The organism is Spirillospora sp. NBC_01491 (assembly GCF_036227065.1).
In the GTDB taxonomy this organism is placed as follows: Bacteria; Actinomycetota; Actinomycetes; order Streptosporangiales; family Streptosporangiaceae; genus Spirillospora; species Spirillospora xylanilytica.
The window spans coordinates 6,825,548-6,837,711 of the sequence record NZ_CP109432.1; the positions used below are offsets into that span (position 1 = coordinate 6,825,548).

The following is a 12,164-nucleotide window of genomic DNA, read 5'->3' on the forward strand; positions in this document are numbered from 1 at the left end:
TCGACGGGCGTTTCGAATCTAGCGGACACCGGACCTGCCGGGCCGCAGGCGTGATCGCGCGTCGGACGGCCGGATCCGGGCGCTTCCCTCGAAACGCGGCGGGACCGCGGGTTAAGATACATCTCGATTCGGGTTGACCCTCCCGCCACGAGAGGGTCCAGGATCGGGGGCATCGTGCCTCAAAGGGAGAAATGATGAGCGTCGAGCAGCGTCCACGGACCGTCGGGGAGGCGCCGCCCTCCCTGCGCGCGTCGGACCGCGACCGGGACCAGGTGCTCGTCCTGCTGCACACCGCGTTCGCCGAGGGACGGCTGACCGAGGTGGAGCTGGACGAGCGGAGCGATGCGGTGCTGGCCGCGCGCACGCACGAGGAGTTGGGCCGGATGTCGGCCGACCTCCCCGCGCGGACGGGCGCCCCTGCCGCCCCTGCCGTCGGGGCCGCGGGCCGGTTCCAGATGGCCTACAAGAGCCGCATCCGGCGCAGCGGCCGATGGCGGCTGCCCAAGAAGTTCACCAGCGTCGTCTACAAGGGCGAGTCCCTGCTGGACCTGCGCGCGGCCGAGCTGGACGGGCCGCTCACCACGATCCGGGTGGTCGCCTACAAGTCCACCGTCGAGATCCTCGTCCCGCCGGGCACGCGGGTGGAGATCGGCGGCGTCGGCGTGTCCGCCGAGATCGAGGGTGCCGAGCCGGACGGCTCCCCGGTCGTGCGGATCAAGGGGATCGCCTACAAGGGGGCGATCGACGCGAAAGATCATATTTACCGCCGCTGAGGTGATAGGAACGCTCCGTGGCCCGTTCGGCCGCTGTTCCCCCGGGTCCCCGCGCGGTGACCGGTGTGGGGCGGTTTGATGGTGAATCATCGCGGTGACTCGATGGCCCCTTCGCGGGGCCGTGGCGGGTGAAGGAGCGGGAGTGACGGCGAGGACCCCCGAGCAGGACGGTGCCGGCCTGATGACCGGCGGACGGTCGCCCGACGGGGACGAGGCGCCGGGATCCCGGGAGATCCGGCGCCGCCTGACGATCGGCGACGCGGGCGTGCTCGCGGAGCGGCCCGCGGGCCGGGCCGGGGCCTCGCCCTGGCAGCGCGCGGACGAGGCGTGGCGCGAGGCGGACGTCCACTGGGCCGGCGAGGGCGATCCCGCCGAGCCGGGCGCGGACGAGGCCGGGCGCGCAGCCGCCCCGTCCCCGGAGAGCACGGTGGCGCGGGCGCGCCGCACCGGTTCCATCAAGGACGCCGCCGCCCCGGCGCCCGAAGCGTCCACGGAGCCCGAAGAGCCCGAAGAGCTCGAAGAGCCCGCGATCCCCGAGGCGTCGGAGCCGTCCGCGGCGGCCGAGGCGCCTGCCGAGGCGCCTGCCGAGGCCGAGCCCCGGCCCGATCCCGACGTCGGCTCCGGTACCGGGAAGCGGTCGGGCCTCACGGCCGTGGCGATCGCGGCGGGCGCCGTGCTGGTCGTGGGCGTCGGCGCGTACGTGGCCACGCGCGGCGGCGGCGACGGCGAGGGACGGGAGATGGCCGGGGCGGTCGCGGCCGAGCGGTTCTTCGCCGCCGACCCCGCCGCCAAGTCCGACGGCCTCGTCCAGGAGCTCGCGGCCGTGGCCACCGCCGGAGGCGTCGTCGTCGCGGTGGGGTCCGAGAGCGCGGGCGACGGGGGGACGGGGCGCGAGCGCGCCGAGTTCCTGACGTCCGGCGACGCGGGACGCACCTGGCGCCTCGCGCGCGTGCGCGCCGCCGACGGCGCCGAGCCCTCGCCCGGGGACCGTCCCCGGATGGTCGCGGGCGGTACCGGCTCGTGGGTCGCCGTCGGGCAGAACTCCATCGGCGGCACGGCCGTCTGGACCAGCGGCGACGCACGGGAGTGGACGCGGCAGCCGCCGCCCGCGTCGTTCGGTCCGAGGGACCGGGTGAACGGCCTGGTCCGCACCGCGAACGGCTTCGTCGCCGCCGGCGTCACCCTGCCGACCGGGCCCGGCGACGGGCGGGCGGTGCTGTGGAGCTCGGCCGACGGCCGCGCCTGGCAGCGCACCGACGGCCTCGGCGCCACCGACATCACCGGCCTCGACCGGATCGCGTCCGCCGGGAACGTGCTGGTCGCGCACGGGACGTTCGCCAGGCCCGTGCTGAGGAAGAAGGGCAAGAAGAAGGTCAGGAGCGTCGTCCGCGGCGAGGGCCTGTGGCGGTCGGCCGACGGCGGGCGCACGTGGGCCGCGGTGGGAGTGCCGCAGGCGCAGGGCTCGTACGGGCCGGCCACGGGGCTGGTCGCGGGGCCCGGCGGCTTTTACACCGTCCGCGAGGGACGGCGCACGACCGGGCCGAAGAAGAAGCGCAAGACCCAGCGGTTCGGTGTGGTCTTCAAGTCGGCCGACGGGCAGGCGTGGGCGCGGCAGGGGCAGTTCGGCGTCCCGGAGTTCGCCGGGGTCGCCCGATTCGGCGGCTCTGCGGCGGGACTGGCCGCGCTGGTGCGCGGCAAGGGCGGCGCCCAGTCGGCGCTGCGCAGCGCCGACGGCCGGACCTGGCAGCCGGTGCCTCCGGCGGGCGGCCGGCCGGGCGACCCCGCGATGAACGGCGCGGTGGCGAACGGCACGGTGGCGAACGGCACGGTGGCGAACGGCCTGACGGTGGCGGACGGCGGGGCCCCCGTGATCGCCGGACGGGTCGGCAACGACGCGTTCCTGTCCGGGGTGGACCTCGCCAAGGTCCCCGGCGCGGCGCGGGCGGAACGGGCCGTCGAGTCGCTCGCCGCGGCCGGCGGGCGGGTCGTGGCCGTGGGCAGCACCGGTGGCGGCGCGGCGGCCTGGAGCACCCCCGCCGGGCGGCCCGACGGGTGGACCCGGGGCCGGGTCCCCGCCGTCCCGGGGCGCCAGCGGCTCTCAGCCGTCACCTACGGCCCGCAGGGGTGGCTCGCCGTGGGTCGCGCCGAGGGCGGGCCCGCACAGCCGCTGGTGATGATCTCCGCGGACGGGGCGTCCTGGCGGCGCGCGCCGTTCCCCGCGGGCCGGCCTCCGGCGGGCGCGGTCGCCGGGCCCGGCGGGTACGTGGTGGTCGGCGCCGCCGGGCCGTCCGCCGCGACGTGGCGCTCGCCCGACCTCAAGCGCTGGACGCGCGGCGGCAACGCGGGCAAGGGCGATCTCGACGGCGGCCGGTGGATGACCGGCGTGGTCGCCACCTCCACCGGCTACGCGGCGGTCGGCGGCCGGCGCGGCGGCGGGCCCGCGATCTGGACGTCGGGCGACGGCCTGAAGTGGACCGCCGCGACGCCGCCGCAGGGGCTCGGCCCCGGGCAGCTCGACCAGGTCGTCGCGCACGACGACCTGCTCGTCGCGGCGGGCGCCGGCACCGGCGTCGCCGTCTCGGCCGACAACGGCCGGACATGGCGGGCGCGCCCGCTCACCGGGGCCCCCGCGCCCGCCGCGCTCACCGGCGTGACCGCGACGGAGAAGGGGTTCGTGGCGGCGGGCACGACCGGCCAGCCCGGCCGCCAGGACGTCGTTCTGTGGGCGTCGGCCGACGGGGACGCGTGGCGCCGCGTGCCGGTGCACGGCACCGGGCTGGACGGTCCGGGCGGCCAGCGGCTGACCGCGCTCACCGCGCTCGGCGGCGACCTTCTCGCGGCCGGGATCAGCGCCGACCACCGGGGCGAGACCCCGATGCTCTGGCGCGTCCCCGCGCCGTGATCGTCCGGCCGCGCGGGTGGCCGTTGTGGCCGCGCTGAGCCGTTGAGCCACTGAGCCGTTGAGCCGCCCGGCCGCCGGGCGGCTCAGCCGTTACAGCCGCAAGAGCAGCCCTTCGAGCATGAGCATCCGCCACCGTGTCCGCAACTGCATGCTGCTTGTGTCATGGGTGAAAAGTAGCTCTTTGGGGCTTTTGGCGACTATGGCCCGGGGGCGAGTCCCCTCTTGCGTCCGCGGGGAGGCCCCCGTGGACCTCAGGTGTGGATGTGCAGGTCCACGCCGAGCAGGATCAGGAACCAGAGCAGGACGGCGAGCAGCGCACTGGCCACCCGGCGCAGCAGGTCGGCGTCGATGTAGCCGCGGTCCCACGCGACGAACGCGCCGATGACGAGGTAGATCAGTCCGACGATGCCGATACCGCCGCCCGGTCTGAAGCGTCGAGCCATGTCGTCGGCTCCTTCTGGAGGGGATGTGACGATCGACCGGTGCCCCGGACGATCGCGACAAAACACCGGCTCCCGGGCGGGCCGGTCCGCGACGATGCTTTCGTCCGGCCCCAATGGGCGCGGAGGTTTACCTGCCGGGCAGCGCGATCCGCACCACGGTCGGGTCGCGCCGGCCCGCCGTGCCCGCGAACTCGGAGTTGCGGTGCACCACGTCGTACTCGTGCTTGCGGCGGTTGAGCGAGGGGCTCAGCAGGATGTGGTCGAGCGTCTCGGCGTTGCCGCCGGAGACCGCGGTGTGGCGGTCGTTCTTCGGCGCCCTGGTGGACAGGTCGGTGAGGCCGGTCTGCTTGGTCAGGGCCTGCACCGGCGCCGCGTACTCGCGCTCGTTCAGGTCGCCCGCCACGATCACGTCCGCGTCCCGCCCGGCCGCGCGCACCGATCGGACGAACCCGGCGACCGCCTTCGCCTGGGCCTGGCGGCGCCACTCACTCGGCCGCAGCGGCGGCTGGAAGCGGCCGAACGCCGGCTGGTCGTCGCCGGTCTTCGGGAACCACCGGCCGGCGACCACGATGATCCGCCGTCCGTGCCAGGTCACCTCGCCCGCGAGCGGCTTGCCGGTGGCGCCCCAGGCGGCGTCGCCGGGGGTGATCCGGCCGGGGCTGAGCGACAGCGCCGGGCCGGTCCGCGTCCGGACGACCCGGACGGAGGTGACCGCCGGGTCGGGCCGGGAGCCCGCGGCGGCGGGCGGGTCGTCGGCCAGCGCGTCGCTCGGGCCGCCCTCGGGCCGGTCCACGAACGCCAGCCCGCGGTCGGTGCGGAACAGGAACCCGGCGCGCTCGTTGGCGCCCTTCTCTCCGCCGTCGGCCTTGTCGCGGGGCGGGATCGAGCGCCAGTCGTAGGCGGGCCCGCCCGCGGCGCTGATCGCGCTGATCAGCTCGGCCACGGTCTGGTCGTCGGCCACGGTGCCGTCGTCCTTGGTGCCGGTGTTGTCCTGCACCCCGGTGACCGTGATGAGGTCGGGGGCCTTCAGCCCGTCGACCACGTCGCCGGCCAGGGCCTCGAACCGCTCGGCCGGCGTGTCGGGGCTCAGCCCGCTCAGGTCGGCGGTCGCCACCGCCAGCTCGCCGGGACGCTGCGCGCGGGTGACCTGGCGGGGCAGGCCGCCGTCGGCGCGTTTCGGGGTGGCGGTCACCAGGACGGTGAACTCGCCGTAGCCGTAGTCGAGCACGCCGTCGGTGGTACCGGGCAGCCGGTCGCCCACGTTCATCGCGGGCAGCGGGACCAGCGCGTCGTCGAGGACGACCCGCTCGGGGTTGGCGTCGCCGTCGCGCAGCAGGATGCCGCCGCGGGCGGTGCGAATCCCCGCGCCGGCGCCGCCCGCCGGCAGCACCGGGATCTCGCCGTACGCGGACGGGCCCACCGCGACGGCGTTCACCACCCGGACCCGCATGCCCTCCAGGGCCTCGTAGAAGTCCAGGGCGTCGTGCGCGGGATCGAACCCGCCGCCCTTCTCCACGTCGCGCGTCGGGGCGAACGGCGGGAGGCGCTTGATGGTGCTGGTCGGCGGCCTGCGCCCGCCGGGCCCGAGCACGACCGGCGGCGGCAGCGGGACGCCGTGCGCGACGACCGCGGTCGCCGTCGCGTCGATCTCGGTGCGGCCGAGGTTGGCCGACTTGGCGCCGCCCGGCCGGAACTCGCTGACCTTCCCGGTGACGTGGACGGAGTCGCGCACGGCGACGGTGGGACGGCTGCGGGTGAAGACGTAGACGCCCTCGGACGTCGCGACATCGCGGTCGGGGTGCGGGTCCTGCATCCAGAAGCCGTTGACGGTCACCGCGGTGACCACGCCGGGCACCTGGGCGACCGTCGCGCCGTTCAGCGGCGAGACGTGTCCCGCCCCCTGCACGTCGTGGATGCGGCGCCCCGCCGGGGCCGGTGCCGCCGGGGCCGGGGCCGCCAGGGCGGGCCGGACCGGCATCACGGCCAGCGGCACGCCGAGAACCACCGTGACGATCAGTGACCGGACGGCCGGCGGGCGGCCGGTCCGTCCCGTCTCGCTTGTGTGCGCCACCCACGCTCCAGGGTCAGGTCAGGCGGTCCTGGTGAACACGAGAAGGATGGCATGCGCGGCGCCCCCGGCGGCACCCGACGTCCGCGAATTCCCCGGCCCTTCGCCGCGGCCTCCCGGCGCCGGAACGCCGTGCGTGAACGGCAGATCACTCACGGCGTTCCGGGACGGTCCGGACGGGGGTCCTCCCCGCGGGCGCGGCGGCTCAGTCGAAGAGGACGACCTGCCGGATGACGTCGCCGTTCGTCAGGGCGGCGACGGCCTCGTTGAGGTCCTCGAAGCCGATCCGCCGCGTGATCAGGCTGTCGATGTCGAGCTTGCCGGCCCGCCACAGGTCCACGAACAGCGGGACGTCGCGCTTGAGGTCGCAGCCGCCGTACAGCGACGCCTTGAGGGACTTGCCGTCGAACAGCAGCGTGAACGCGTTCTGCGTCCAGTTGTCGTCGGCCGCGCCGGCGCCGACCACGATGACGTCGCCGCCGCGCCGGGTCGCCTCCCAGGCGGTGGTGATCGCCGCGGCCTTGCCGACCACCTCGAAGGTGTAGTCGAAGCCCGCACCGCCGGTCAGCAGCCCCTTGGTCGCCTCCAGGTCGTCCAGCGTCGCGGTGTGCGTGGCGCCGAACTGCTTGGCGATCGGGTGCTTGGCCTCGTTCGGGTCGATCGCCAGGATGGTGGACGCGCCGGCGATCTTGGCGCCCTGGATCACCGACAGCCCGACGCCGCCGGCGCCCACCACGGCCACCGTGGAGCCGGGGGTGACCTTGGCGGTGTTGAAGACCGCGCCGACGCCGGTCGGGATGCCGCAGCCGAGCAGCGCCGCGTACTCGAACGGCACGTCGTCGGCGACCTTGATCACACCCTGCCGGGGCACCACGATCTCCTCGGCCCAGGTGCCGACGCCCGCCATCCCGAACACCGGGGTGCCGTCGCCGAGCCGGAACGCGGGGTCGCTGAACGCCTGGGCGATGAACGTCATGCACAGGTACGGCTGGCCGCGCAGGCAGTCGGCGCAGACCCCGCAGTCGGGCGTCCAGTTGATGACCACGTGGTCGCCCGGCTGGACGCCGGTGACGTGCCCGCCGACCTCGGTGACGATCCCGGCGCCCTCGTGCCCGATCACGCTGGGCGGCACCGAGGGCAGCACACCGTTGATGGTGGACAGGTCCGAGTGGCAGACCCCGGTCGCCTTGATCTGGACCTTCACCTGGTCAGGGCCCGGGTCGACGGTGGTGACGTCGTCCCGCAGGTCGAGTTCCTTGTCGCCGACCGCATGCAGTACCGCCGCGCGTGCCATGGCTGCCTCCACATCGAGGGGCGGACGCCGCGGGGGGCGGCGTCCTGGAAGGGGTGGGTGGGGTGGGCGGGCGTGGGCCCGGAGACCGGCGGGCGCGGGCCGGCTACTCCTCCAGCGACAGCGCGGCCTTGGGGCAGGACCGCACCGCGTGCCGGACCTTGTCCGCCTGGTCGGGCGGCACGTCCGGCCGGAGGATCTCCAGCTCGTCGTCGTCAGTGAGGTCGAAGACCTCGGGGGCGAGCCCGACGCAGACCGCGTTGGCCTCGCACACCAGGGGGTCGACTCGTACTCTCATCGCCTTCTCCGTTCACTTCCCGGTGAGCGTGCGGTGGCCCGGAAGGCGGTGGCGCGAAGGGTGCGGGTTCCGCCGGACCACCTCGGGGGCCAACATACCGAACCATGTTCGGTCCGGTCAGCGCTCCGGCCCGACGGTGCGGTCCACTGGTCCGGCGGCGGGGCGCGGGCCGGTGTCGCGGGTACGCTCGCTCACTCCGAAAGTAGAACACGTTTCAGTATGGGGCGGCAAGGTTCGGGCCCCACCAAAGTGATCTCGTGGCGCTCGGATACAGTGCGCCGCGAAAGGAGATCCGTTGACTGACATCACGGCGTCCACCCCCGTGGGGACGGCCTCGGTCCCGGCGATGCCCGGCGATCTCGCACGGGCGGCGCGCAGCGCGAAGGGCTTCATGCCCGACGCCGAGGGACGGGCCCTGTACGAGACGGGGTTCGAGTACGGCGCCCGGCTCGGCGCGGCCGGCCCCCTGCTGGAGGTGGGGAGCTACTGCGGCAAGTCGGCCCTCTACCTCGGCGCCGCCGCGCGCGCGGCCGGCACCGTCCTGGTCACCGTCGACCACCACCACGGCTCGGAGGAGAACCAGGCGGGCTGGGAGCACCACGACCCGTCGCTGGTCGACCCGAGCACCGGCCGGATGGACACCCTGCCGGTGTTCCGCAAGACCGTCGGCGCGGCCGGGCTGGAGGACCAGGTGATCGCGGTCGTCGGCGCCTCGCGGACGGTCTCGGCGTTCTGGCGCACCCCGCTCGCGCTGCTGTTCATCGACGGCGGGCACGCCGAGGAGCACGCCCAGGGCGACTACGAGGGCTGGGCACCGCACGTCGCGGCCGGCGGCGCCCTGGTGATCCACGACGTCTTCCCCGACCCCGCGGACGGCGGCCGTCCCCCCTACAACGTCTACCTGCGCGCGCTCGCGAGCGGCGCGTTCGAGGAGCGCCGGGCGGAAGGCTCGCTGCGCGTCCTGGAGCGGGTCGCCGGCGGCGACCCGCTCACCCCCGCCTGAGCGGACGGCCCGCTCGGACAAGGGGCCGCCAGGACATGGCCCGGCCCGGCTCAGACCCGGCCCGGAGCGGGCGTGCCGCCCTTCATGACCGGAGGGCGGCACCCCGCTCCACCCGAGGGCGGCCCGCCGCTACAGGCGGGTGCGCACGGGGTTGGCCAGCGGGACCAGAGCGCAGCCGCACGCGATCGGGTCGGACGCCGCGGACGGGCCGAGCGGCCGTCCCGCGATCTCCTTGAACAGCCCGGCGCCCGGCGAGGCCCCGTCGAGCACGTCGGCCGCGAGGATCACCGCCGCCGCCGTGTAGGTGGAACGGTCCCCCGGGAAGTGCCGCCGGTTCTCGAACTGCCAGCCCGTCCAGTAGGAGCCGTCCTCGTGCCGCAGGTGCCCGATGGAGGCGAACACCTCCAGCGCCCGGTCGCGGTCGCCCGCCGCGTCCAGCGCCATCACCAGCTCGCAGCTCTCGGCCGCGGTGACCCACGGCTGGTCGGACACGCAGCGGCAGCCGAGCTCCGGCACCACGAAGGTGTCCCACCCGGCCTCCAGCCGGCGGGCGGCGGCCTCGCCGCGCACCGGGCCGCCGAGCACCGGGTAGTACCAGTCCATCGAGAAGCGGCCCTTGTCGGCGAACGCCTCGGCGTGCACGGCCACCACGTGGCCGAGCTGGTCGGCGGCCAGCTCCCATTCGGGCTGCGGCTCGCCGAGGTGCTCGCCGAGCGCCACCGCGCAGCGCAGCGACTGGTGGATCGACGAGCAGCCGGTCAGCAGCGCGTGGTCGGCCGGCCCCTCGTCCTGGTGCCGGATCCACAGGATCTCGCCGCGCCGGGTCTGGAGGCCCAGGGTGAAGTCGATCGCCCGCCGGACGGTCGGCCACATCTCCCGGGCGAACCGCTCGTCGCCGGTCATCAGCAGCTCGTGCCACACGCCCACCGCGACGTAGGCGGCATGGTTGGACTCGCCGCCCGGCTCGGTGACCTCGCCCAGCACCCACTTGGCCGGCCACGAGCCGTCCGGCCGCTGGGCGCCGCGCAGCCACGCGTACGCGCGCCGGGACTCGGCCCGGCGACCCGCCACCGTCAGCGCCATCGCGGCCTCGACGTGGTTCCAGGCGTCCACGTGGCCGGGCACCCCGCCGGTGGGGGAGAACCACGGGATCGCGCCCGACTCCTCCTGCTGGGCGACGATGCTCTGCGCGGTCGCGGCGACCTCGCCCGCGGTCAGCACGCCCGGCACCGAGGGCAGGGCGGCCTCAGACCGCATCCGCCGTCTCCTTGGCCGGCGCGGACGGCGTGCCGCCGGCCGCGGGGGGCTTGGTGAAGTAGACGACCACGCTCTTGCCGATCAGCGGGTTCATCACCCGCTCGGCGAGCCGGGTCGCGAGCGGGCGCTTCATGATGTCCCAGACCAGCACCTGGTGGTAGGCCTTCGCGAGCGGGTTGCCGTCGTTGTCGACGCCGACCGCGCACTTGATCCACCAGTACGGGGCGTGCAGCCCGTGCGCGTGGTGGTGCCCGTTCACCCGGAAGCCGGTGGCCTTGAGCTTGGCCTCCAGCTCGGCGCGGGTGTAGATGCGCACGTGCCCGCCGGGGGCGGTGTGGTAGTCCTCCGACAGCGCCCAGCAGACCCGCTCGGGCAGCCAGCTCGGCACCGTGACGGCCAGCCGCCCGCCGGGGCGCAGCACCCGCAGCAGCTCGCCCATCGCGCGCATGTCGTCGGGGATGTGCTCCAGCACCTCGGACGCGACGATCTTGTCGAAGTGGTCGTCGGGGAACGGCAGGGCGAGCGCGTCCCCCTTGACGGTGCCGGCGGTCGCGCCCTCCGGGACCTCGCCTTCGAGCCGCATCGCGCCGAACATCTTCTCGACGCCGGCCAGCTCGTCCGCGTCGAGGTCGAAGGCGACCACGTTCGCACCCCTGCGGTACAGCTCGAAGGCGTGCCGCCCGGCGCCGCATCCCATGTCGAGGACGCGTTCTCCGGGTTGGACGCGGAACCGCTGGAAATCCACGGTCAGCAGGGTCGTGCTCCTTCCGTACCGGGGACGCTCGGAGAAGCGTCCCTCATGCGCCTATCTCATGCGCCTATCGCTTGCGCGCACCGGCCGCGGCCAGCCGCAGGTACCGCTGCTGGGCGATGGCGGCGCGGTAGTGCTCGACCGTGGCCTGCGCCACGGCCGGCCAGGCGAAGCGCTCGTGCACGCGGGCGAGGCCGGCGGCCCCGAGCTCCGCGCGCAGCTCGGTGGAGTCGTGCAGCCGCCGCAGCGTCGCGGCCAGCTCCTCCACGTCGCCGGGCTCGACCATGGCCGCGGCGTCGCCGACGACCTCGGGCAGCGCGCCGGCCCGGCTGGCGACCAGCGGGGTGCCGGACGCCATGTGCTCGACGGCCGGCAGCGAGAACCCCTCGTACCGGGACGGCACGACGGCCACCTCGGCGGAGGCGAGCAGCTCGCCCAGCTCGTCGTCGCCGACGCCGCTGACGAACCGGACCCGCTCGCCGAGCGCGAGCTCGCGCACCAGCTTCTCGGTGGGCCCGTCCTTCTGCGGCCGGCTGACCACGATGACGTGCACGTCGCGCTCGGTGGCGACCTTGGCGACCGCGCGCAGCAGCACGTCGACGCCCTTGATCGGCGCGTCCGCGCTGGCCATCGCGACGATCCGGCCGGGCACCCGCTCGGCGGCGGTGCCGCGCGGGTGGAAGACCCGGGTGTCGACGCCGAGCGGCAGGATCTCGATGTCGCGCGGGTCGACCTTGAAGTCCTTGACGATGTCGACCTTGGAGGAGTCCGACACGGTGAGCACCGGGCCGATCCGCCGGGAGACCTGGGCCTGCATGCCGACGAACCCGTACCAGCGGCGCTTGCCGAGGCGCTCCTTGACGCCCCGCGCGGCCTCCAGCTCGATCCGCCGGTCGACGCTGATCGGGTGGTGGATGCTGGTGACCAGCGGCAGCCCGAGCCTGGCGATGCCGAGGTTGCCGAGGCCGAGGACCTGGTTGTCGTGCGCGACGTCGAAGTCGCGGCGGCGCCGCTTGAGCTCGCGCAGCACCCGCAGGCTGAAGGTCAGCGGCTCGGGGAAGCCGCCGGTCTTCATGTGCGCGAACTCCAGGACGTCGACCCAGTCGCGGAACTCGCCGAGCCGCGGGGTGCGGAACGGGTCCTCGTCCCGGTACAGGTCCAGGCTGGGGATCTTGGTGAGGACGATCCCGTCGCGGTCCAGCTCCGGGTAGGGCTGGCCGGACAGGATCTCCACCGAGTGCCCGAGATCGGCCAGTTCGCGGCTCAGATGCCTGAGGTAGACGCCCTGGCCGCCGCAGTGCGGCTTGCTCCGATAGGAGAGCAGCGCCACCCGCAACGGATCGTCCGACGGCCCCGCTGCCTCACCCACGCCAGCCCC

Annotated in this window: 10 protein-coding genes; 3 read left to right on the forward strand and 7 right to left on the reverse strand. The window is 74.9% G+C overall.

The window, feature by feature from the left end:
- Positions 1 to 194: 194 nt before the first annotated feature.
- Positions 195 to 773 carry a DUF1707 SHOCT-like domain-containing protein gene (locus OHA34_RS31750; RefSeq protein WP_329519761.1) on the forward strand — a complete coding sequence of 193 codons (579 nt, stop codon included), beginning with the start codon at positions 195 to 197 and terminating at the stop codon, positions 771 to 773.
- A gap of 142 nt (positions 774 to 915) precedes the next feature.
- Entirely contained in the window at positions 916 to 3,675 is a 2,760-nt protein-coding gene (locus tag OHA34_RS31755; protein WP_329519762.1) for a hypothetical protein, read from the forward strand.
- A 251-nt stretch (positions 3,676 to 3,926) separates the two neighbouring features.
- Here OHA34_RS31755 and OHA34_RS31760 read toward each other — a convergent pair whose 3' ends face one another.
- From OHA34_RS31760 to OHA34_RS31775, 4 genes are all read right to left on the reverse strand, one after another.
- Positions 3,927 to 4,118, reverse strand: coding sequence for a hypothetical protein (locus OHA34_RS31760; protein WP_329519763.1), 192 nt, complete (start codon positions 4,116 to 4,118; stop codon positions 3,927 to 3,929).
- A gap of 127 nt (positions 4,119 to 4,245) precedes the next feature.
- Entirely contained in the window at positions 4,246 to 6,189 is a 1,944-nt protein-coding gene (locus OHA34_RS31765) for an endonuclease/exonuclease/phosphatase (protein WP_329519764.1), read from the reverse strand.
- Between the two features lie 202 nt (positions 6,190 to 6,391).
- Positions 6,392 to 7,480, reverse strand: coding sequence for a Zn-dependent alcohol dehydrogenase (locus tag OHA34_RS31770; protein WP_329519765.1), 1,089 nt, complete (start codon positions 7,478 to 7,480; stop codon positions 6,392 to 6,394).
- Positions 7,481 to 7,583: 103 nt separating this feature from the next.
- The gene (locus tag OHA34_RS31775) at positions 7,584 to 7,775 is read right to left on the reverse strand and encodes a ferredoxin (RefSeq protein WP_285937660.1); all 192 of its coding nucleotides are present in this window, start codon (positions 7,773 to 7,775) and stop codon (positions 7,584 to 7,586) included.
- 346 nt (positions 7,776 to 8,121) lie between these two features.
- On the opposite strand from OHA34_RS31775, the gene OHA34_RS31780 reads away from it, so the two are divergent.
- The gene (locus OHA34_RS31780) at positions 8,122 to 8,778 is read left to right on the forward strand and encodes a class I SAM-dependent methyltransferase (protein ID WP_285938597.1); all 657 of its coding nucleotides are present in this window, start codon (positions 8,122 to 8,124) and stop codon (positions 8,776 to 8,778) included.
- 129 nt (positions 8,779 to 8,907) lie between these two features.
- On the opposite strand, the gene OHA34_RS31785 is transcribed toward OHA34_RS31780, so the two are convergent.
- From OHA34_RS31785 to OHA34_RS31795, 3 genes are all read right to left on the reverse strand, one after another.
- The gene (locus OHA34_RS31785; protein ID WP_285937659.1) at positions 8,908 to 10,035 is read right to left on the reverse strand and encodes a prenyltransferase; all 1,128 of its coding nucleotides are present in this window, start codon (positions 10,033 to 10,035) and stop codon (positions 8,908 to 8,910) included.
- On the reverse strand, positions 10,025 to 10,789 hold the full coding sequence (locus OHA34_RS31790; protein ID WP_285938596.1) for a class I SAM-dependent methyltransferase: 765 nt from the start codon (positions 10,787 to 10,789) through the stop codon (positions 10,025 to 10,027). Before OHA34_RS31790 ends, OHA34_RS31785 begins: the two co-directional genes overlap by 11 nt.
- Positions 10,790 to 10,853: 64 nt before the next feature.
- Positions 10,854 to 12,155 carry a glycosyltransferase family 4 protein gene (locus tag OHA34_RS31795; RefSeq protein ID WP_285937658.1) on the reverse strand — a complete coding sequence of 434 codons (1,302 nt, stop codon included), beginning with the start codon at positions 12,153 to 12,155 and terminating at the stop codon, positions 10,854 to 10,856.
- Between the last annotated feature and the right edge of the window lie 9 nt (positions 12,156 to 12,164).